The 22,248-nt window shown below is 62.8% G+C and carries 18 protein-coding genes and 1 pseudogene; 14 read left to right on the forward strand and 5 right to left on the reverse strand.

The annotated features are described in order from the left end of the window. The first annotated feature begins 178 nt into the window (after positions 1-178). From pyrH to lpxB, 11 genes are all read left to right on the forward strand, one after another. Complete coding sequence (pyrH, locus tag NKH13_RS31030; RefSeq protein ID WP_023674934.1) at positions 179-901, forward strand: UMP kinase; 723 nt, start codon at positions 179-181, stop codon at positions 899-901. A gap of 97 nt (positions 902-998) precedes the next feature. Next, a complete protein-coding gene (gene frr, locus NKH13_RS31035; protein WP_352916652.1) occupies positions 999-1,553 on the forward strand; it encodes a ribosome recycling factor in 555 nt (184 codons plus the stop codon). A 32-nt stretch (positions 1,554-1,585) separates the two neighbouring features. Beyond that, on the forward strand, positions 1,586-2,308 hold the full coding sequence (locus NKH13_RS31040; protein WP_023674936.1) for an isoprenyl transferase: 723 nt from the start codon (positions 1,586-1,588) through the stop codon (positions 2,306-2,308). A 3-nt stretch (positions 2,309-2,311) separates the two neighbouring features. Continuing rightward, positions 2,312-3,145 (forward strand): phosphatidate cytidylyltransferase, encoded by an 834-nt coding sequence (locus NKH13_RS31045; protein WP_352721490.1) that lies wholly within the window; start codon positions 2,312-2,314, stop codon positions 3,143-3,145. A gap of 105 nt (positions 3,146-3,250) precedes the next feature. After that, entirely contained in the window at positions 3,251-4,393 is a 1,143-nt protein-coding gene (gene rseP, locus NKH13_RS31050) for an RIP metalloprotease RseP (protein WP_352492015.1), read from the forward strand. A gap of 217 nt (positions 4,394-4,610) precedes the next feature. Beyond that, a complete protein-coding gene (bamA, locus tag NKH13_RS31055; protein WP_352916653.1) occupies positions 4,611-6,965 on the forward strand; it encodes an outer membrane protein assembly factor BamA in 2,355 nt (784 codons plus the stop codon). Between the two features lie 179 nt (positions 6,966-7,144). Further along, on the forward strand, positions 7,145-8,203 hold the full coding sequence (lpxD, locus tag NKH13_RS31060) for a UDP-3-O-(3-hydroxymyristoyl)glucosamine N-acyltransferase (RefSeq protein WP_352721486.1): 1,059 nt from the start codon (positions 7,145-7,147) through the stop codon (positions 8,201-8,203). Next, complete coding sequence (gene fabZ, locus NKH13_RS31065; RefSeq protein WP_023674942.1) at positions 8,196-8,660, forward strand: 3-hydroxyacyl-ACP dehydratase FabZ; 465 nt, start codon at positions 8,196-8,198, stop codon at positions 8,658-8,660. The genes lpxD and fabZ overlap by 8 nt, the downstream gene beginning before the upstream one ends. Positions 8,661-8,673: 13 nt before the next feature. Next, positions 8,674-9,507 (forward strand): acyl-ACP--UDP-N-acetylglucosamine O-acyltransferase, encoded by an 834-nt coding sequence (gene lpxA, locus NKH13_RS31070; RefSeq protein WP_352721484.1) that lies wholly within the window; start codon positions 8,674-8,676, stop codon positions 9,505-9,507. A gap of 6 nt (positions 9,508-9,513) precedes the next feature. Further along, complete coding sequence (locus NKH13_RS31075) at positions 9,514-10,416, forward strand: LpxI family protein (protein WP_502908353.1); 903 nt, start codon at positions 9,514-9,516, stop codon at positions 10,414-10,416. Next, positions 10,406-11,572 carry a lipid-A-disaccharide synthase gene (gene lpxB / locus NKH13_RS31080; RefSeq protein ID WP_352916655.1) on the forward strand — a complete coding sequence of 389 codons (1,167 nt, stop codon included), beginning with the start codon at positions 10,406-10,408 and terminating at the stop codon, positions 11,570-11,572. The genes NKH13_RS31075 and lpxB overlap by 11 nt, the downstream gene beginning before the upstream one ends. A 110-nt stretch (positions 11,573-11,682) precedes the next feature. Here lpxB and gltA read toward each other — a convergent pair whose 3' ends face one another. Together gltA and gltX are read right to left on the reverse strand one after the other, a co-directional pair. Beyond that, positions 11,683-13,011 (reverse strand): citrate synthase, encoded by a 1,329-nt coding sequence (gene gltA, locus NKH13_RS31085; RefSeq protein WP_292653520.1) that lies wholly within the window; start codon positions 13,009-13,011, stop codon positions 11,683-11,685. A gap of 179 nt (positions 13,012-13,190) precedes the next feature. Continuing rightward, positions 13,191-14,612, reverse strand: coding sequence for a glutamate--tRNA ligase (gltX, locus tag NKH13_RS31090; RefSeq protein ID WP_352721480.1), 1,422 nt, complete (start codon positions 14,610-14,612; stop codon positions 13,191-13,193). 96 nt (positions 14,613-14,708) lie between these two features. Between gltX and NKH13_RS31095 the strand changes: the two genes are divergently transcribed. Then, positions 14,709-17,174 (forward strand): ComEC/Rec2 family competence protein, encoded by a 2,466-nt coding sequence (locus NKH13_RS31095; RefSeq protein WP_352916657.1) that lies wholly within the window; start codon positions 14,709-14,711, stop codon positions 17,172-17,174. Here the strand turns inward: NKH13_RS31095 and lexA are convergent. Next, positions 17,168-17,902, reverse strand: a complete 735-nt coding sequence (gene lexA, locus NKH13_RS31100) for a transcriptional repressor LexA (RefSeq protein WP_023674949.1) — start codon at positions 17,900-17,902, stop codon at positions 17,168-17,170. The genes NKH13_RS31095 and lexA overlap by 7 nt on opposite strands. A 449-nt stretch (positions 17,903-18,351) precedes the next feature. Between lexA and kynU the strand changes: the two are divergent. Continuing rightward, positions 18,352-19,599 (forward strand): annotated as a pseudogene (kynU, locus tag NKH13_RS31105) (kynureninase). 97 nt (positions 19,600-19,696) lie between these two features. Further along, the gene (locus tag NKH13_RS31110; RefSeq protein WP_352721477.1) at positions 19,697-20,527 is read left to right on the forward strand and encodes a hormone-sensitive lipase; all 831 of its coding nucleotides are present in this window, start codon (positions 19,697-19,699) and stop codon (positions 20,525-20,527) included. A gap of 7 nt (positions 20,528-20,534) precedes the next feature. Here the strand turns inward: NKH13_RS31110 and NKH13_RS31115 are convergent, their stop codons facing one another. Together NKH13_RS31115 and moaC are read right to left on the reverse strand one after the other, a co-directional pair. Further along, positions 20,535-21,740, reverse strand: coding sequence for a molybdopterin molybdotransferase MoeA (locus tag NKH13_RS31115; RefSeq protein WP_352721476.1), 1,206 nt, complete (start codon positions 21,738-21,740; stop codon positions 20,535-20,537). Then, complete coding sequence (moaC, locus tag NKH13_RS31120) at positions 21,740-22,246, reverse strand: cyclic pyranopterin monophosphate synthase MoaC (protein WP_352721474.1); 507 nt, start codon at positions 22,244-22,246, stop codon at positions 21,740-21,742. The genes NKH13_RS31115 and moaC overlap by 1 nt, the downstream gene beginning before the upstream one ends. Positions 22,247-22,248 lie beyond the last annotated feature (2 nt).

Consider the following 22,248-nt stretch of genomic DNA (forward strand, 5'->3'; position numbering starts at 1 on the left):
GCGCGCTGCCTTCATCTCTCTGTTTTTTTGGGCGGGGTTTGCTTGCGGCTTCCGCCGTCCGAGTTCAACATTTTCGGGGCGGGGGCGGGGGTGTCCGGCGGCCCCCCCTTCGTGTATCGGAACGCCCAGTGTTTCGGGGCGCACCGAAACGCGTCACACGCACGATGACGAGGACCAGATGACGGTGAAGCCCCTCTACCGACGTGTCTTGCTGAAAGCATCGGGCGAAGCGTTGATGGGCGAGCAGCATTTCGGCATCGACGTATCGGTGGTCGACCGCATCGCCGCCGACATCGCCGAGGCCCGCGCACTGGGCATCGAAGTCGGTGTCGTCATCGGCGGCGGCAACATCTTCCGTGGCGTCGCGGTTGCCTCGAAGGGCGGCGACCGTGTTACCGGCGACCATATGGGCATGCTCGCCACCGTCATAAACTCGCTGGCGCTGCGCACCTCGCTCAACAAGATCGGCGTCGACGCCGTGGTGCTGTCGGCGATCGCTATGCCCGAGCTTTGCGAAAGTTTTTCGCAGCGTCAGGCGACCGCCTACATGAACCAGGGCAAGGTCGTTATCTTCGCCGGCGGCACCGGCAATCCGTTCTTCACCACCGATTCGGCTGCAGCCCTTCGCGCCGCCGAGATCGGCGCCGATGCTCTGTTCAAGGGCACCCAGGTCGACGGAGTCTATTCGGCTGATCCCAAGAAGGACCCGCACGCGACACGTTTCGAGCGGATCAGCCATGACGAAGTCATCAAACGCGGGCTTTCGATCATGGATACGGCGGCGATTGCACTTGCGCGCGAAAACAACATTCCGATAATCGTCTATTCGATCCACGAGAAGGGTGGTTTCGGCGATATCCTGAGGGGCGGCGGCCGTTGCACGGTTGTAGCAGACGATTGACCGGACCCATGAACCCGAAAGGGACCGGTTGCGGATGAGGCTCGAACAGGGCTTACCCTAAGCAGTGAACCCGGGTTAACGGGTCGAGGAGACGATGATGAGTGGCGAATACGACGATCTCAAACGGCGCATGGACGGGGCGATCGCCGCGTTCAAGCATGATCTGGCTTCGCTGCGCACGGGCCGCGCGTCGAGCAACCTGCTCGATGCCGTCCAGGTGCAGGCCTATGGCACCACCATGCCGATCAACCAGGTGGCAACAGTGTCGGTGCCGGAACCGCGCATGATTTCGGTTTCGATCTGGGACAAGTCGATGGTCAGCGCCGTCGACCGCGCCATCCGTGAAGCCAATCTCGGCTTCAATCCTATCGTCGACGGTACCAATCTCAGGATTCCGCTGCCCGAGCTCAACGAACAGCGCCGCAAGGAGCTGGTCAAGATCTCGCACGGTTATGCCGAGAATGCCCGCGTCGCCGTGCGTCACGTTCGCCGGGACGGGATGGACTTTCTGAAAAAGGCAGAAAAGGACGGCGACATCAGTGAGGACGACCATCGCAAACGGGCCGACCAGGTTCAGAAACTGACCGACGAGACAATCAGCACCATCGACCACCTGCTTTCCGATAAGGAAGCGGAAATCATGCAGGTCTAGGGTCTGGCCACGGCTGGCCCGGAAGCGAGAATATGGCAACGCCCGCGCATGTCGCGATCATCATGGACGGAAACGGACGCTGGGCCAAGGCGCGCGGCTTGCCGCGGCTGGCCGGTCACCGCGCCGGCGTCGAGGCGCTGCGCAAGACAGTGCGCGCCGCCCCCGGCCTCGGCATCTCCTTCCTGACGGTCTATGCTTTTTCATCGGAAAACTGGTCACGGCCGAAATCCGAAGTCAGCGACCTCATGGGCCTGCTGAAGCTTTTCATCCGACGTGACCTCGCCGAGCTGCACCAGAGTGGGGTGCGGATCAGGGTCATCGGTGACAGGGCAGGGCTGCAGCCCGACATAAGGGGCCTGCTCGAGGAAGCCGAAACGCTCACTCTCAGCAACGAGGCGCTGACACTGGTCATTGCCTTCAATTACGGCGGGCGCGACGAGATCGTGCGCACTGCGCGCAAGCTCGCAGCGGCGGTGGCGCGCGGTGAGATCGAGAGCGAGGCGATCACGGCCGATTCCTTTGCCAGCTCGCTCGATACAGAGGGCATTCCGGATCCGGAACTGGTCATCCGCACCAGCGGCGAGCTTCGGCTGTCCAATTTCCTGTTGTGGCAGGCAGCCTATAGCGAGCTCGTTTTCCTGCCTTGCTACTGGCCCGACTTCAGTCGCGAGCACCTGTCCGATGCACTGCGCGATTTCGCCGGCCGCGAGCGCCGCTTCGGTGGACTTGCCGCCCAAGATGTCGCCTCAGGCTGAGGAATGAGCAACCTTCAGCTCCGGGTCATTTCGGCCGTCGTGCTTGCCATCGTCACGCTTGGCCTGACCTGGCTCGGCGGACTGCCCTTCCGGTTGCTTTGCGCTGCCATGGCGGCGGGGATCTTCTACGAGTGGACGCGGATGAGCCGCCCCGTTGCCCCGGCAGGTGCTAATGCTACGGCAGGTCTCGGCTTTCTGCCCGAGGCGCTGATCGTGGTCTTTATTGGTGCCCTCGTCGCCAGCCTGCCTGCGTCTTTGCTGCTGCCGCTCGTCGCGGCTCTGGTTGCTGTCGCTGCCGTCGCGGCTTTCATGCGCAGGGCAGGACCGTGGGAAGCATCCGGCCTGGCCTATGCGGCCGCGTCCGGCCTGTCGCTGGCTTTGCTGCGCGACGGCGACCTTTCCGGGCTGCTAGCCATTCTGTTCCTATTCGCCGTGGTTTGGGCGACCGATATTTTTGCCTATTTCGTCGGCCGCTCCGTCGGCGGCCCAAGGCTGGCGCCGTCGATCTCGCCGGGCAAGACGCGGAGCGGGGCGCTCGGTGGGGTGGTCGGCGGCGTAGTGGCCGGGCTGCTTCTGGCCGCCGTAGCCGGAACGGGCAACCTCGTCGTGCTTGGCGTGGTCGCACTGGTACTTTCGATCGTCGCGCAGGCCGGCGATCTGTTCGAATCATGGGTCAAGCGACGCCACGGCCGTAAAGATTCCGGCACGCTGATACCCGGCCACGGCGGCATCATGGACCGGGTCGATGGGCTTGTCGCGGCGGCTTTCGCCCTATACGTCATCGGCTGGATTGCCGCGACCGCCGATCATCCGGCACAGGGGCTGTTTCCGGTTTGAGCGGCATCGTCGGTGGGCCGGGCGCGGGGCTGCGTCATGGATTCGCCTGGATTGATGTCACAGTCGCGGCGTGATCTGTGCCGTGGATGAATTTGAGGGCATGAATTGAACGAGATTCTTCACGCGGTTTTCAGCACAGAGGGCTTTGTCCTCGGCACGCTGGTGCCTTTCCTGTTCGTGCTGACCGTGGTCGTTTTTGTCCACGAAATGGGCCATTACCTCGTCGGGCGTTGGTGCGGTATCGGCGCAAAAGCTTTCTCGATCGGTTTCGGCCCTGAGATCATAGGCTTCAACGATAGCCGCGGCACGCGCTGGAAGCTTTGCGCCATACCGCTCGGCGGCTACGTCAAGTTCGTCGGCGACATGAACGCGACATCGAGCCAGCCCAGCTCGGAGGAGATCGAGGCGCTGAGCGATGAAGAACGCAAGGTTGCCTTCCACACGCAGCCGATCTGGAAGCGGGCGGCGACCGTCGTGGCGGGGCCGCTGTTCAACTTCCTGCTGACGATCGCCGTCTTTGCCGTGCTATTTTCCGTCCATGGCCGGCCCGTGCTGGAGCCGATGGTGGCTGAGGTCACCGTCGGCAGTCCGGCCGCCGCGGCCGGCATCATGCCCGGCGACCGATTCGTCAGCGTCGACGGCAGCAAGGTCGAGACCTTTGCCGACGTCCAGCGTCTGGTTTCCGGCCGCGCCGGCGACAGCATCACCTTCGTCATGCTACGCGGCGGCAAGGAAATCACCGTCACGGCGACGCCGCGCTTGATGGAACAACAAGACGCACTGGGCAACAAGGTCCAGGTGGCCGTGATCGGCGTCGTCAACAACAAGGAACTCGGCCAGCCACGGCTGATCACCTATAGTCCGGCCGGGGCGGTCGGGGCAGCGGTCCAGGAAACCGGACACGTCATCCAGCGTACCGGCCAGTTCCTGCAACGTTTCGTTGTCGGTCGCGAGGACAAGTGCCAGCTGGGCGGCCCCATCAAGATCGCCAAGATGTCGGGTCAGGCGGCAAAGCTTGGCTTTGAATGGCTCGTGCAGCTTGTTGCATTCCTGTCAGTCGGGATAGGGATTCTCAACCTTTTGCCGATTCCCCCCCTCGACGGAGGGCATCTTCTGTTCTACGGCGTGGAGGCTGTCATCCGGCGGCCGGTGTCCGAACGCATGATGGAAATGGCTTACCGAAGCGGCCTCATATTGGTGCTCGGGTTCATGGGCTTTGTTTTCTGGAACGATCTGTTTGGGTGCTGAAATCATGAAGGAATTTGGCTTCGGCACGAGCAATGTTGAGACGCCGTTTACCATGCGTGGGGATATGCGTGACGCGAAAGCCACGCCGCAGGGTTAAGTAAATACAAATTAACCAGAAGCCTTGCGTGTAGGGAAAATCCGGTTAATACGGTAGGGGAAATTACCGCACGTCCGGTTTTCTCGCCGTGGGGACTTCGAGAAAAGGTACAAAAGCCCGATGAAGGCAGCATCCAAGTTTCTGAGCGCCGCGTCCGCGGTGGCTATGTCCGCCGCTCTGGTTGTACCAGGCGCGCTCGCAGTGCAGTTCGTTGCCACATCGGCCGCCGAGGCGGGTGTCGTCTCCAGAGTCGAAGTCACCGGCAATCAGCGTGTCGACGCGGACACCATCCGCAATTACGTGACGATCAAGCCCGGCAAGGCGTTTTCCAGTTCGGACATTGACGATGCGGTCAAGGCGCTGTTCGGCACCGGGCTGTTTTCGGACGTGCAGATCAACCAGGTTGGATCGACGCTGGTCATCAAGGTGTCCGAATACCAGGTCGTCAACCAGGTGCTGTTCCAGGGCAACAAGAAGCTCAAGGACAACGCGCTTGAAGCCGCGGTGCAGTTGAAGCCGCGCGGCACCTTCTCGCAACAGCAGCTCGACGCCGATGTCGAGGCGGTCAAGGCCGCATACCGGCGTATCGGCCGCGACGACGCCGCCGTGACCACCCAGATCATGGATCTCGGCGACAACCGCGTAAACGTGGTCTTCAACATCAACGAAGGCGGCCGCACCCAGATCGCAGCGATCAATTTCGTCGGCAACAGCGCCTATTCGAGCCGCCGGCTGTCGGACATTATCTCCACCAAGCGCTCGTCCTTCCTTTCGTTCGTGCTGCGCGACGACGTTTATGACGAGGACAAGCTGCGCGCCGACCAGGAGCTGCTGCGCCGCTTCTATTACAATCACGGCTATGCGGACTTCCAGGTCGTCTCGGCCGTCGGCGAACTCGACGACACCACCAACAAATACACCGTCACCATCACGGTGCAGGAGGGCGAGCGTTATACGTTCGGGGATGTCAGCGTCGAAAGCACGATCCCCGAGGTCGACAGCAAGTCGCTTGAATCAGTAGTCGAGACCCACAAGGGCGATGTCTACAACGCCAAGAACGTCGAGGACACGATCATCGCGCTGACCGAGAAGGTGGCTGGGTCCGGCTATGCCTTCGCCCAGGTGACGCCGCGCGGCGACCGCAACTTCGAGAACCACACGATCTCGGTCGTCTATACGGTCGACCAGGGTACCAAGGCCTATATCGAGCGCATCGAGATTCGCGGCAACGATCGGACTCGCGACTACGTCATTCGCCGCGAGTTCGATGTCAGCGAAGGTGACGCTTTCAATCAGGTCCTCATCCAGCGCGCGAAGAGGCGGCTGGAAGCGCTCGATTATTTTGAGAAAGTCGAAATCTCTACCGTTCCGGGTTCTGAGCCGGACCAGGTTGTGCTGGTGGTCGACGTGGTCGAGAAATCGACCGGTGAGTTCACCGTCGGCGCCGGTTATTCGAGCGGCGGTGAAACGTCAGGTCCGTCCGTCGAAGGCTCCATCAGTGAGCGCAACTTCCTCGGTCGCGGCCAATTCATCAAGGTGGCGGCGGGCGGTGGCAAGAACTCGCGCGACTACAGCTTCTCTTTCACCGAACCCTATTTCCTCGGACGCCGCATCGCGGCCGGCTTCGACATCTACAAGCAAAGCCGAAACTACGACCATTACGACAGCGACACGACAGGCGCGACCGTTCGCTTCGGCCTGCCGATCACCGACAATATCTCGACGCAGCTGGCGTATAACATCGCGCAAGAGAAGTACGAGTTCGACAAGGGCTGCGACCCATCGGCCGGTTGCGACGTGTCCCAGGCGATCCAAAACGGCGTCAACGAGAGCCCATGGCTCAAGTCTTCGGTCAGTCTCGGCCTGATCTACAATACGATCGATGACATGAAGAACCCGCATGACGGTATCTATGCCAATGTCGGCACGGAAGTGGCAGGCCTCGGCGGCGACGCCAAGTTCATCAAGGTTACGGCGCGCGGCAGCATCTATCAGACGCTGTCCGAACAATTGGATCTGGTGGGCCTCATTTCGGGCGGCGCCGGTCATGTCCAAGGGTATGGCAACGGCGATCTGCGCGTCTTCGACCATTTCCAGAGCAGCGACCGTATGATCCGCGGCTTCGAATACGGCGGCATCGGCCCGGTTGCTTCGGACAACAGCAATGACCATCTCGGCGGCACCACCTACTTCAATGCCTCGGCGGAAGCGCAGTTCCCGCTGCCGGTCATCCCCGAAAGCTTCGGTTTGCGTGGCGCTGTGTTCGCCGATGCGGCAACGCTCTACGGCAGCAAAATCGCAAGTGGCCTTGTCAATTCTTCGACAACCGGCATGGAATGGCGCGCTTCCGTCGGTGTCGGTTTGATGTGGGCATCGCCTTTCGGCCCGATCCGCATCGACTATGCGATCCCGGTCAAGAAGGAAAAGACCGACGACGTGCAGGAATTCAACTTCGGCATATCGACCCGCTTCTGATGCGTGGGTAACGATGCTTCCGGCTCGTTTGGATCCGGATGGCAGTGATCCGAAACTACAGCGCAGCGCGTCCTAGCGGACGCGCAAAGGACGTTGTAGCACTTTGATTTGCGCATGATCCTTTCCGAGGATCGATTTCCGATTTCGGGGTCATGCGCTAGCTGGATATTGCTTCTGGAATGACCGATCCGGTGTTCTTCGCGCCATCACGCCGGTATACGGCCGGCGAAGTCGCGAATCTGACCGGCTCGATACTTGTCGATTCCGGTCTCTCCGATGTATCGATCGAGGCTCTGGCGCCCGCCAACGAAGGCGGCGAGAACGCGCTTGTCTTCGTCGATGGCAGGCGCAATTTCGCGCTGATGCAGTCACTGCGGGCGGCAGCGGTTCTCTGCCCTGCGGAATTTGCCGGCAAGGCGCCGGTGGGCATCGCGGTTCTGGTGCATCCGCGCCCGCAGCAGGCTTTCGCAATGGTAGGGCGCCTGCTTTTCCCCGCGGCTGCGACGCCTGGACCGATGACCGGCGAAACCGGTATCTCGCCGCACGCCCATATCGATGCGACCGCCCATGTCGAGGCCGGCGCGATCATCGAAGCGGGTGCGGTCATCGGACCGCGCGCTGCCATCGGCAGCGGAACCGTCATTGCTCCGCATGCGGTCATCGGTCCGTCCTCTCAGATCGGCCGCGACGGCTATGTCGGTCCAGGTGCCAGCGTGCAATATGCGTTGATCGGCAATCGCGTCATCATCCATGGCGGTGCCAGGATCGGCCAGGATGGCTTCGGTTTCGTAGCCGGCGCCAAGGGTCCGGAGCGGGTTCCGCAGATCGGCCGCGTCATCATCCAGGACGATGTCGAGATCGGCTCGAATACCACCGTCGATCGCGGCGCCATGTCCGACACGATCATCGGCCAGGGCACCAAGATCGACAATCTGGTGCAGATCGCGCACAACGTTCGCATCGGCCGCAATTGCATAATAGCCGGGCTTTCGGGTATTTCCGGTTCCGTGACGGTAGGCGACAACGTCACCATGGGTGGCGGCGTCGGCCTTGCGGATCATTTGACCATCGGGTCCGGGGCCAAGCTTGCGGCAAGAAGCGGGTTTATGAGCAATGTGCCTGCCGGTGAGATTTGGGGAGGATATCCGGCGCAGCCGATGGCGGAAGCCATGCGCGAGATAGCGGCCTTGCGCAGACTTGCACGGACGCGCAAACAGGGTGAGGGGGGAAATGGCTGACATCGCAGCGGCGACGCTCGAAGCGGTTGACATAATGCGGCTGATGAAGCTCCTGCCGCACCGCTATCCGTTCCTGATGATCGACCGTATTGTCGACATAGATGGCGACGAATCCGCCATCGGCATCAAGAACGTCACCATAAACGAGCCGCATTTCCAAGGTCATTTCCCCGACCAGCCGGTCATGCCCGGCGTGCTGATCATCGAGGCGATGGCGCAGACGGCCGGCGCCATCTGCATCCGCAGCCTCGGTACGGAAAAGCCGTCGCTGGTTTATTTCCTGACCATCGACAATGCCAAGTTCCGCAAGCCGGTCGTTCCAGGCGACCAGTTGAAAATTCATGTGAAGAAAATCAAGAAACGCGGCAATCTTCTCAAATTCGCTTGCGAGGCCCTCGTCGATGGCGCCAAGGCGGCGGAAGCCGAGATCTCGGCGATGATGGTCGCAAGCGGCTGACAAACGAATGCTAATGAAAATCCAGACAGTCATCCATCCATCGTCGGTCATCGAGGCAGGCGCCCAAATCGGCGAAGGCGCCCGCATCGGACCCTTCTGCCACGTCGGCCCCGACGCCGTGATCGGCGACCGTGTCGAACTGGTCAGCCATGTCTCGGTGATGGGCGCGACCACCATCGGTGCATCGACCAAGGTCTATCCGATGGCGATACTGGGCGGGCCGCCGCAGAACACCAAGCACAAGGGCGGCCGTACCATGCTGGTGATCGGCGAGAACTGCACGATCCGCGAAGGCGTCACCATGCATGTCGGCACCGATTCCAGCCGGGGCGAAACGACGATCGGCAACAACGGCAATTTCCTTGCCTATGCCCACATTGCCCATGACTGCGTGGTCGGCAAGAACGCCACCTTCGCCAATCAAGCGACGTTAGGCGGGCATTGCGAAGTCGGTGACAATGTCTACATCGGGGGCCTTACCGCGGTTCATCAGTTTGTACGCATCGGCGATAACGCCTTTCTCGGCGGCTGCTCGGCGATCGTCGGCGACGTCATTCCCTACGCCATCGCCGTTGGCAACCGTGCCAGCCTTCGCGGCCTCAATATCATTGGCCTGAAGCGCGCCGGCTTGCCGCGTTCGGAGATCCACTTGCTGCGCAAAGCCTATAAGACGATCTTCGATCGTTCTCGGACCGTCGGCGAAAACATCGAATTCGCCAAGGCGGAGTTCGCCTCGTCGCCGACTGCCATGAAGATCGTCGATTTCATCGCCGGTCGCGGCAAGCGGCACTATGCCGTGCCGTCGCTCAAGGGTGGCGACGGCGACGATACCGATGATGAAGACTGAGAGCAGATGACGAAGATTGAGGCTGCCGGAAAGGGCCTTGATCTCGCGCCAGATGCCAAGGTCGGCATCATCGCCGGCGGCGGCAGTCTCCCGGTCGAAATTGCCCGAGCGCTCGCCCGGCAAGGCAAATTGCCATTCGTCGTGATGGCGGCGGGCGAGGTCGACCGCATAGCCGATTTCGAGCCCTATGAGCAGGCAACCTTGAGGCTGGAAGACGTCGGCTCGCTGTTGCCGATGCTCAAGCGGCATCACGTTACGCATCTGGTGACCGCGGGTCATATCACGCGCCGCCCCAGGCTGAGCGCCATGCGCCTCAATTTGGGCCTGCTCGCCTGGCTGCCCAGCCTCTTCGTCGGTGTAACCCGGGGGGACGATACGGTGCTGAAACTGTTCGTGCGCAGGATCGAGCGCAGCGGCATCAAGGTCGTCGGCGCTCACGAGATCGTGCCGGAGCTGGTCGCCGCCGAAGGCCTGCTGACCAAGGCGGCGCCACGCAAATCCGACTGGCGCGACATCGAGGCGGCGCACGCTGCAGCAAAAGCAATTGGCGCGCTGGATATCGGCCAGGCGGCTGTTGCGGTCGGTGGCCGCGCCATTGCGTTGGAAGGCGTCGAAGGCACCGACGGGCTGCTCGAGCGGACAAAACAGTTACGCGGGCACGGCAGGCTGGCTGGCAGGAGCCGTGGTGTTTTGGTCAAATGCGCCAAGCCTGGTCAGGAACTGCGCGCCGATCTGCCCTCTATCGGTCCGCTGACCGTCGATGCGGCGCATGCCGCCGGACTGGCCGGCATTGCCGTCGAAGCCGGTCGCTCGCTGGTGCTCGAAGGTCCCGCCACCATCGGACGTGCCAACGCGCTCGGCCTTTTCGTGGTCGGCCTGCCTGCTGCGGAGCCGGCGCATGGCGAATGACCGGCCGTTGAAGATAGCCGTCGTCGCCGGCGAAGAGTCCGGCGACCTGCTTGGCGCCGACCTTGTGCAGGCGTTAAAGCGCATGACCGGGCGCGAAGTTCGGCTTGTCGGCATCGGCGGCCGCCATTTGCAGGCGCTCGGCCTGGCGCCATTGTTCGACGGCAGCGAGATCGCACTGATGGGGCTTAGCGCCATCCTGCGCGACTTGCCGCGCCTGATGCGGCGGATCGGCCAGACGGCAAACGCGATTGCCGGTGAAAAGCCCGATTGCCTTATCACCATCGACAGTCCGGATTTCTCGCTGCGCGTCGCCAAGAAGGTGCGTGCTGCCGACCCGACGATCCCGATCGTCCATTATGTCTGCCCGAGCGTTTGGGCTTGGCGGCCGGGCAGGGCGCCGGCGATGAGGCCATATGTAGATCACATCCTTTGCATCCTGCCGTTCGAGGTGAAGGAACTCGCCCGCCTGGGCGGGCCGCCCGGCACTTATGTCGGGCATCGCCTTGCACACGATCCGGGCATAATCAGTGCCGCCAGGGCGCAGGCGCAGCCGCGTGACCTGTCCGCAGATCACGTCAAAACGTTGCTTGTATTGCCCGGTTCGCGTCGTGGTGAGGTGCGGCGCCTGGTTGGGCCGTTCGGCGAAACGGTGTCGATCCTGCGGGCGCGCGGGCACCGCTTGCGCCTGCTGTTGCCGACGGTGCCGCACGTCGCCGACCTGGTCAGGTCCTCGGTCGCGAGCTGGGACGAGAAGCCGGAGATCATCCTTGATGCCGAACGCAAATGGCAGGCCTTCGGCAAGGCCGATGCGGCGCTGATCGCGTCGGGGACGGTATCGCTGGAACTGGCACTGGCGGGTGTGCCGATGATCTCCTGCTACCGGCTCGATCCGGTCATGCGCATGGTGCAGCCGCTGATCAAAGTATGGAGCGCAGCCTTGCCCAATCTCATCGCCGACCGGCCGGTTGTGCCGGAACACTACAATCAATATGTGCGGCCGCATTATCTGGCGCGGCAACTGGAGGCGCTGTTCTTCGACACCGCCTACCGCGCCTGGCAGCAGGACGGTTTTGCCGACATTGCCGGGCGTATGGCAACCGACAAGCCGTCAGGCGAGATGGCGGCGGGGGTGGTGATGGGGATGGTGAGGAAGTGAGTGAATAGTGAATAGTGAATAGTGAATAGTAGTTCTATAGACAGGGAGCGACGCTTTGCTACTCCCATTCACCATTCACCATTCACCATTCACCATTCACCATTCACCATTCACCGCTTCGCGATCGGCACATAATCCCGTTCCGGCGCGCCGGTATAAAGCTGGCGCGGGCGACCGATCTTCTGGTGCGGGTCCTCGATCATCTCCTTCCACTGCGCGATCCAGCCGACGGTGCGGGCGACCGCGAACAGCACGGTGAACATGGTGGTGGGGAAGCCCAGCGCCTTCAGCGTGATGCCGGAATAGAAATCGACGTTGGGATAGAGCTTCTTCTCGATGAAATAGGAATCGGTCAGCGCAATCTTTTCCAGCTCCATGGCGATGTCGAGCAGCGGATCGTCCTTGATGCCGAGCTCGCCCAGGACTTCGTGCGCGGTCTTTTGCATGATCTTGGCGCGCGGATCGTAGTTCTTGTAAACGCGGTGGCCAAAGCCCATCAATCGGAACGGATCGTTCTTATCCTTGGCGCGCGCAATGAATTCCGGGATGTGATCGACATGGCCGATCTCGCCCAGCATGTTCAGGGCTGCCTCGTTGGCGCCGCCATGTGCGGGACCCCACAGGCAGGCGATACCGGCAGCGATACAGGCAAAGGGATTGGCGCCCGATGAGCCGGCCAGGCGGACGGTCGAAGTCGAGGCGTTCTGTTCGTGATCGGCGTGCAGGATGAAGATGCGCTCCATCGCGCGCGCCAGCACCGGATTGATCTTGTATTCCTCGCAAGGCACGGCGAAGCACATATGCAGGAAGTTGGCTGCGAAATTCAGCTCGTTCTTCGGATAAATGAACGGCTGGCCGATGTGGTATTTATAGGCCATCGCCGCGATCGTCGGCATCTTGGCGATCAGCCGCATTGAGGCGACCATGCGTTGATAAGGGTCCGAGATGTCGGTGGAATCGTGATAGAAGGCCGACAGCGCGCCGACCACGCCGCACATCACCGCCATCGGATGCGCATCACGGCGGAAGCCGGTGAAAAAGCGCGACATCTGCTCATGCACCATGGTGTGGCGCGTCACCCGGTAGTCGAAATCGTCCTTCTGCGCCTTGGTCGGTAGTTCACCATAGAGCAAGAGATAGCAGACTTCGAGGAAGTCGCCGTGCTCGGCCAATTGGTCGATCGGGTAGCCGCGGTGCAAGAGAATGCCGGCATCGCCATCGATGAAGGTGATTTCCGACTCGCAGCTCGCCGTCGACGTAAAGCCGGGATCGTAGGTAAAGACGCCGGTGGTGTTGTAGAGCGAACCGATGTCGATGACGTCAGGTCCTACCGAACCACTTCGTATCTTGAATTCATGGGTTTTGCCGCCGAGTTCCAGCTTTGCCGTCGATGCCTGGGTTTTGCCGCCAAATTCCATTTTTGTCGCAGGTTCGGTCATAGCAAACTCCTTTTTGTTTCCTCAGGCCGGCAAAGGCAAAATATCTGAACCCAACACGTCAAAAGCATCGGAACACGCACATTTGCGCCCGCAATTGAATCTGCGCGCCAGATTAGGCCAAGACCCAATGTTGCACTGCGAAACGCACCTTTCAATGCCAATCTTCTTGGGCCAGTTTGCTAATCGATTTGATCAGCGATCCGCCCCAGGCTTTCCTCGCGGCCCAGCACGGCAAGCACATCAAAGACACCTGGCGAGGTACTTTTGCCAGTGAGCGCGGCGCGCAAAGGTTGGGCCACGGAGCCGAGTTTATGGCCGCCGGCCTGCGCATAGTCGCGGATCGCGGCTTCCGCTGAGGCGGCAGACCAGTCCGAAACCGTCGCTAGTGCCGCATGAGCGCCCCGCAGGATCGCGCGCGCCTCACCGCTGAGCAGCGCCGCCGCCTTCTCGTCGACCGGAAGCGGCCGCTCGACGAACAGGAATGCAGCCCCTTCAACAAGTTCGACCAGCGTCTTGGCGCGCTCCTTCAGGCCCGGCAAAGCGGCAAGCAGTTGCGCCTTGCGTCTGTCGTCGAGGCGCGCGGCGATTGCCGGGCCGCCTTCTAGATAGGGCAGAGTGGCGATGAAGACGTCGAGCAGCGCTGCCTCGTTCATGCGGCGCATGTGCACGCCGTTGAGCGCTTCGAGCTTGGCGAAGTCGAAACGGGCGGCGCCCTTGTTGACGTCGCCAATGTCGAACCATGAGATCATGTCGGCGATCGACATGATCTCATCGTCGCCGTGGCTCCAGCCAAGCCTCGCCAGATAGTTGAGCAGCGCCTCCGGCAGGTAGCCCATGGCGCGATAGGCCTCGACGCCAAGCGCACCGTGCCGCTTCGACAGCTTGGCGCCGTCGGCACCGTGGATCAACGGGATATGCGACATCGACGGCACCTCCCAGCCCATGGCCTGGTAGATTACGGTCTGGCGTGCGGCGTTGGTCAAATGATCGTCGCCGCGGATGATGTGGGTGATGCCCATGTCGTGATCGTCGACGACGACGGCATGCATGTAGGTTGGATTGCCGTCCGAGCGCAGAATAATGAAATCGTCGAGATCCTTGTTGGGAAAGCGCACGTCGCCCTGGACGCGGTCATGCACCACCGTCTCGCCGCCTGTCGGCGCCTTGATGCGGATCGCCCCCTTGGCGCCGGCCGGCGCCTCCGACGGGTCGCGGTCGCGCCAGCGTCCATCATAGCGGGGAGGCAGCCCCTTGGCCCGTGCGCTCTCGCGCATTGCTTCCAGCTCGGCAGGCGTCGCATAACAATAATAGGCCTTGCCTATGCGAACGAGCTCCTCGGCCACCTCGCGATGGCGCGGCGCACGCTCGAACTGCGACACCGGCTCGCCGTCCCATGTCAGGCCAAGCCAGGAAAGCCCGTCGAGAATGGCCGCGGTTGCCGCATCGGTGGAGCGCTCGCGGTCGGTGTCCTCGATGCGCAGCAGCATCGTGCCGCCTGTGTGCTTGGCATACAGCCAGTTGAACAGCGCCGTGCGCGCGCCGCCAATGTGCAGATAGCCGGTGGGCGAGGGGGCAAAACGGGTGACGACCTTATCGGGCATGGTACTCTCAGGCGGGCGAAGGAAGTGGGTTTGCGGACTTTCGCGCATTGCGCGTTCATGTAGCATAGGAGGTCGAGGGCGCAAGGGGCAGACCCGATGGCTGTGCGAGGCCGTGGTGCGGGCGAGGGCGAGGACGCTGGTAGCGGCGTCAGCGAACGCTTGCTGTTTGCCGCTCCCCTGCCTGTCCTGCCGACACCGGCATTGCTGCCCGCTCCGCGCTTCGATGCTCCGTCGCTGCCGGCCAGCGACCCTGCAACGGTTCCCGTGCCCGCGGTCGAGTCCATCGTGCGCCTACGCCGGCGTTTCCGCCTTCCGTCACCGTCCCGTATCCGCAACAGCGTAACCTCGGCGGCCGGCCTGGAACTCGACCGCGGCGTCGCCTTCCTGCTGGTGCCGGTGTTCCTCGCATGCGGGGTGGTCGTGTATTTCGCGATGGCGGCCGAGCTGGCCTTCCCACAGCCGATAGCTATCGTCGCCTTGGCAGCCCTTTGTGCGGTCGTCTCGCGGTCATGGCCCAGGACGCGCCTGTGCTTCATGGTGGCGTTGCTCTGCGCGCTTGGCGTGCTTGCCGCCAAGTTCGAGACCTGGCGTGTCGGGACGCATATGCTCGGTTCCGAAATCTCGACGCGGCTGACCGGTCGCGTCGTATCGTACGAGCCCATGGCGAGCGGCCGCATCAGGCTGACGATCGATGTGATCTCAACCGCCAGGCCGACACTGCGCTACATGCCGGAACGGGTCCGCGTTTCGGCGATGAAGATACCGGCTGAGCTGACCGCCGGTTCCGAGATCGCCGGCTATGTGCGGCTGCTGCCGCCGACCGGGCCGGTGCGGCCCGACAGCTATGATTTCTCCTTCGACAGCTATTTCGCCGGTATCGGCGGCAGCGGCTTTTTTCTCGGCAATCCGAAAGTCGTGTCGTCGGGCAGCATGCCGCTTGCCGCGCGGCTTTCTTCCGCGATCGAAGACGCGCGCGAATCCATCGCCGACCATATCCGCAGCCGCATCGGCGGCGCCGAGGGCGAGATTGCTGCTGCGCTAATCGTCGGCGTGCGCGCCGGCATTCCCGAGGAGATCAACGAAGCGATGCGGCGCACAGGCATCTACCACATCATCTCCATCTCGGGGCTGCATATGGCGTTGGTCGCCGGCACCATCATGGCGCTGCTACGCGGCGCCTTTGCGCTGTTTCCCGATTTCTCATCGCGACGGCCGGTCAAGAAATATGCCGCGGCCGCCGCGCTTTTTTCGATTGCGGCCTACCTCGTCTTTTCCGGCATTGTGGTAGCGGCCGAACGCAGCTTCATCATGCTGGCGGTGATGCTTATCGCCGTGCTGTTCGACCGGACCGCGCTCACCATGCGCAACCTGGCGATCTCGGCCATCGCCGTCATTCTGGTGTCGCCGCACGAGGTGGTCGGTCCGAGCTTCCAGATGTCCTTCGCCGCGACGGCGGCCCTTGTCGGCGCCTATGCAGGCTGGTCTGATTACCGCGCCGGCAGGGCCACCACGCCGCCGCCCCGGCGGTCGCCGCTACGCTTTGCCACTCGAAAGGTCCTGCTGGGCATGGGCGGCCTGGCGATGACCTCGATCATTGCAGGGAGCGCCACGGCGCTTTTCGCCATATGGCATTTCCAGCGCGTGGCGCCGCTCAGCCTGTTCGCCAATCTGGCCATCATGCCTATCGTCTCACTGGTCGTCATGCCCTTCGCCGTCCTCAGTGCGCTGGCGATGCCGTTCGGCGCGGATGGGCCTTTCCTCTACGTGATGGGCAAGGGGCTGACGGCGATGATCGCCCTGTCCGGGTGGATCTCCGAGCGCTCGCCGATCGATGCGGTCGGGCTGATTTCGCTGAGATCCGTCCTTTTGGTGACGATCGCCCTCGTCATTGCCAGCATGGCGACGACCTGGTTGCGGCTCGCGGCACTTCCTTTTGCGCTCGCCGGCTTGCTAACGACAACGCAGACGCGCGTACCCGATGTATTGATCTCGGAGGACGCACGGCTGGTCGCGCTGCCGATCGGCAGCGGTGAACTCGCGGTCAACCGGGCACGCCCGAATGAGTTCACCATCGACAACTGGAAACGCGCGCTCACATCAGAGGCTATCGTCGCGCCGGAAACACCTGGAAAGAACGATCCGCAATTCGACATTGCCGATCCGGCCGACCTACCGCCGGGCATGCCGTTCATTTGCACGGACGGCCTCTGCCTCGCCAGGCATCCATCCGGCGCGATCATCGCGCAAGCCAAGGACCGCGATACTGCACGGCCAGCCTGCGCCTTTGCCAGCTTGATCGTCATCGACGACGCCACCGCCCATAATCCCTGCTACTACGACCGGCTGGTCCTCGTCGTCACCAAACGGCAACTGGCGCGCGCGGGAAGTGCGGCCGTCTATTTCGATCCACAAGCGGCAACACGCGCCGAAATCCGCTTTGCCGTCGAAAAATCATACCGGCCCTGGCACGTGCAGCGGAAATTTTCACGCGCGGCGCGGGGCCTGCCGCCATACCGCAGGGCCGACAAACCCAAAGCCGGCGCCAAGGGCGGAGCTCAGTAGCGGCGGATCAGTCCGACGAGCTTGCCTTGCACCTTGACCCTGTCTGGTCCGAAGATGCGCGTCTCGTAGGCCGGATTGGCGGCTTCCAGGGCGATCGAGGCGCCCTTGCGGCGGAACCGCTTCAGCGTCGCTTCCTCCTCGTCGACCAGTGCCACCACGATCTCACCGGGGCTCGCCGTATCGGCATTGCGGATGATCACCGTGTCGCCGTCGAAAATGCCAGCCTCGATCATCGAATCGCCTTTGACCTCGAGCGCATAATGCTCGCCGCCCATGATCATATCCGGCGGCACCGAAATCGAATGCGTCTGGTGCTGGATGGCGTCGATCGGCACACCGGCGGCGATGCGGCCCATCACCGGGATCGAAACGGCGGCGACGACATCGTCGTCATTGCCGGCTGCAGGGACGCGCGACGATGTCGGCTTGCCCTGCCGAGGGGCACCTTGCCCAAGACTGCCCTGGATGACACTCGGCGAGAACTTGCGTGCCGCATTGAGGCCGGGGGCGATCGAGTCAGGCAGGCGCAGCACCTCCAGCGCACGGGCCCGGTTGGGCAAACGGCGAATGAAGCCGCGCTCCTCCAGCGCCGTTATCAGCCGATGGATTCCCGATTTGGAAGCCAGGTCGAGCGCTTCCTTCATCTCGTCGAAGGAGGGCGGAATACCGCTTTCCTTCAACCTTTCGTGGATGAACATAAGCAGTTCGTGTTGTTTGCGTGTCAGCATAGCGACCCCCAACAGAATCAGAAAAACAAACCCAGAACAAACACTATCTGTTCCAGTTGTGTTCCGCAACTGTTTAAAGTTTAATGAATGCGTTAAGGCTCGGGAAACAAACCACGCCCCTACCGGAATGCCGCATTTTCACCCGCCGCGAGCCTCATCGCCTTGATTCTGCTGTCGTTTGCGCCCTTCTGGCTTCCTAGAAGGCGCCACTGGCATCGGCCGTCGGTCGGCAAAAGGGCACGGAATTGAACCCGTATCGACTGTGCGGTTTGGTCAATGCACCGTGAACGAAACGAACTCAAAACGCCAACCTCGGGTTAACTCCGGGTTTCCACCGCCTGGTCAGGCTGCTTCTCGCTGGTGGAGCCTTGCTGCGCGCTACCCGGTAATGGAAGAACAGTCGATGCGTGTCCGGCGTTGCGTTGAATCTTTGGGGGAGCAGGCAAATCATGACAGGAATTCCCGATCTCGCGGCCATAAAGGCGATGGATGCCGCAGATCCGCTGCGCGCGATGCGCGACCGTTTTGTGTTGCCGCAAGGAGTGATCTATCTCGACGGCAATTCGCTAGGAGCTGCTTCACGTGCCGCTTTCGATGAACTGTACAAGGCCGCGACCGAGGAATGGTCGCATGATCTCATCCGCGCATGGAACACGGCCGGCTGGTTCAACATGCCGCTTGAACTTGGCGACCAGCTCGGGCGCCTGATCGGTGCCGCGACCGGCCAGACGGTGGTCTGCGACACGACGTCGGTCAACATCTACAAGCTGCTGCACGCCGCCATGGCCATGCGTCCGCAGCGGCGGGTCATCGTCGCCGAGGGCGATAGCTTTCCGACAGACCTTTACATGGCTGAAGGTGTGGTTTCGACGCGAAAAGATACGCTGCTGCGCCTCTCGGGGGTCGACGCGCCGACCATCGAAGAGCTGATCGACGAACGCACTGCCGTGGTGCTGGTCAACCACGTCAACTACAAGTCGGGCGAACTGCGCGACATGCCGGGGCTGACGCGCGGGGCCCAGGAGGCCGGGGCGATGATCGTCTGGGATCTCTGCCACACCGCCGGCGCGATGCCAGTCGAGCTCGACAAGGCAAACGCCGATTTTGCCGTTGGCTGCACCTACAAATATCTGAATGGCGGACCGGGCGCGCCTGCCTTCATCTATGCGGCTGAGCGGCATCTTGCCGACATCCAGCAGCCGCTCACCGGCTGGTGGGGCCATGCACGGCCCTTCGCCTTCGAGCCAGGCTATGCGGCCGGCACCGGCATCCGCCGGTTTCTGTGCGGCACGCAGCCGGTCCTGTCGATGCGCACGCTGAAGGGCGCGCTCGACATCTGGAACGATGTCGACATGACGGCGGTGCGCAAGAAGAGCATCGCGCTGGCCGATCTGTTCATCGAGCTTGTCGAGGCAAGGTGCGGCGCTTACGGGCTAACGCTCGAAAGCACGCGCGACGCGGAAAAACGCGGCAGCCAGATTTCATTCATGCACGAGCATGGCTACCAGATCATGCGCGCGCTGATTGAACGTGGCGTGATCGGCGATTTTCGCGCGCCATCCACCATGCGGTTCGGCTTCACCCCGCTCTATGTCGGCTATGCCGATGTCTGACAGGCCGTCGAAGTGCTTGAGGACATTCTGCGCACCGGTGCGTGGAAGGATGCGCGCTTCGCCATCAAGGCGGCTGTCACTTGAGATTGATGCGAGAGCTGGAATCGTGAGGCTGGCGACGACGCGCCGAGCGATGCTTACGGCTACGTTGCAAGGCCATATTGCCAGGGGAGGGCGCAGGGTGTTCGAACGTCACATTGCCGATTGGGACAACGCCTATACCAACGGCGCCAACATAGCCGGCAGCGATCGCTGGCCGGCGGCCTGGATCGAGCCCGCGCGGGTTTTCCGCAACGTGCTTTCGACCGAGGGCAGGGCGCGGCTCGACATGGCCTATGGCGATAACCCACGCAACCGGCTCGATCTTTTCCTGCCGGCCATCAAGCCCAAGGGACTCGTGGTGTTCGTTCATGGCGGCTATTGGATGGCATTCGACAAGAGTTTCTGGTCGCATCTTGCCACTGGCCCTGTTGATCGCGGCTATGCGGTGGCGATGCCGTCCTACACTCTCTGTCCGCAGATACGCATTGGCGGCATCGTCAAAGAAGTCGGCGCGGCGATCGGCAAGGCGGCGGCGATGGTCGCAGGGCCGCTGATGCTGACCGGACACTCGGCCGGCGGCCATCTTGTTAGCCGGATGGTTACGGCGACGACGCCGCTGGCGCCCGAAGTGGTCCGGCGCGTTCGTCATGTGCTGTCGATCTCGGGGGTGCATGATTTGCGCCCGATCATGCGCACCGGCATGAACGAGACGCTGGCGATCGATGAGGCCGAGGCGCAGGCCGAAAGTCCGGTGCTGCTGCGCCCGATGGACAAGGCCCGCCTGACCTGCTGGGCCGGCGGCGGCGAGCGCGCCGAATTCCTGCGCCAGAGCGCGTTGCTGGCCAACATCTGGATCGGCCTGGGTGCCGCGACCAGCTCGGTGGTCGAGCCTGACCGGCATCATTTCAACATCATCGACGGTTTGGCCGATCCAGACCATCCGCTGACCCGGACCTTGATCTCGGAGTGAGGCAGGTTCAGCGTAGCATCAGCACGTCGCAGAGGGAGCCCGCCGCCGCGGCGGGCGCGAACGGCGCGCGGACGATCAGCCCGTTGGCATCGGCCAGCATTTTCAGCATCGAGGAGTCCTGGATGCCGAACGGCGTCGCCACGAGCGTACCGGCGTCGTCTGTGACAACAGCCCGCACATAATCTTGCCTGAGATCGTTGGCCGGCATGGCAGCACCGAGCCGTGCCCGACGTATATCCTGCTGAAAGGCGCGGCCGCCGAGCCGCGCCAGCAGCGGCTTCAGGAAGAGCTGAGTGCAGACCAGACTCGCCACCGGATTGCCGGGCAGGCCGATGCAGCGAATGTCGCCCAGCCGCCCGAACATCAGCGGCTTGCCCGGCCGCATGGCGATCTTCCAGAAATCGAGCGTCATGCCTTGCCCGGTCAGCACGTCATGGACGAAGTCGTGGTCACCGACCGAGGCACCGCCCAGCGTGACGATGACATTCGCGCCAACCTTCACGGCCTTTTCCACCAGCGCAGCGATCGCCTCCCTGCGGTCCGGCGCGATGCCAAGGTCGAGCGCGCGCGCACCGACCGACTGTGCGGCAGCGGCGACACCATAGGCGTTGGAGGAGATGATCTGGTCGGGGCCAAGCTCGCTGCCCGGCGGCAGCAATTCGTCGCCGGTGGCGATAATGGCGACCACCGGCCGCTTGACCACGCCGACCTCGGGGTGGTTGGCCGATGCCGCCAGCGACAAGGCCGCCGGATCGAGCAGGCGGCCGTTGGGCAGTAGGACATCGCCCTTGGCGAAATCGAGCCCGAGGCGGCGGATGTTTCGCCCCTGCACCGTCGGCTCCGTCACTTCGACGCTGCCGCCGCCGAGATCGCGGACGTTCTCCTGGATGACGACGGTGTCGGCGCCTTCGGGAAGCGGCGCGCCGGTAAAGATGCGCACGGCCTGCCGCTGCTGCACCGATCCGGTAAAGCCGCGTCCGGCCGGCGCCACGCCGACCACCGAAAGCCTTGCTGGTACGGACGCGATATCGGCCGCCCGCACGGCATAGCCGTCCATGGCGGAGGCGTTGAACGGCGGCTGGGTGCGGAGCGCCACAACAGGCTCCGCCAGCACGCGGTCGGCGGCATCCAGCAGCGCGACGCGTTCGCCCGGCAGCGCTGCTGCGCCGTCCAGCAGGCGCTCGAGCGCCTCGGCAACTGGGACCAGCGCCATTAGCGGCCTGCCTCGGTGGCCCCATCTCCGGTGATCTTGTAGTCGCCGGATTTGCCGCCGGTCTTTTCAACCAGCCTGATGCCGGAGATGACCATGGCGCGGTCGACCGCCTTGGCCATGTCGTAGATGGTCAGGCAAGCGACCGAGACGGCGCTCAGGGCCTCCATTTCAACGCCGGTCTTGCCGGTGACGCGGGTCAATGCTGTCACCTTCAGGCCGGGCAAAGCTGCGTCCGGCTCGATATCGACAGATATCCTGGTCAGCAGCAGCGGATGGCAAAGCGGGATCAGTTCATGCGTTTTCTTGGCCGCCATGATGCCGGCAATGCGCGCGGTGCCGAGCACGTCGCCCTTCTTGGCATCGCCGGCGAGGATCATGTCCAGCGTCTCGGACCGCATCGACACGAAGCCCTCGGCGACTGCCGTGCGCACCGTCTCAGCCTTGTCGCCGACATCGACCATGTTGGCTTCGCCCTGCGCGCCAAGATGGGTGAGGGCGGCCGCCATCG

The sequence above is a fragment of the Mesorhizobium sp. M1348 genome (genome assembly GCF_040317925.1).
Lineage (GTDB): Bacteria > Pseudomonadota > Alphaproteobacteria > Rhizobiales > Rhizobiaceae > Mesorhizobium.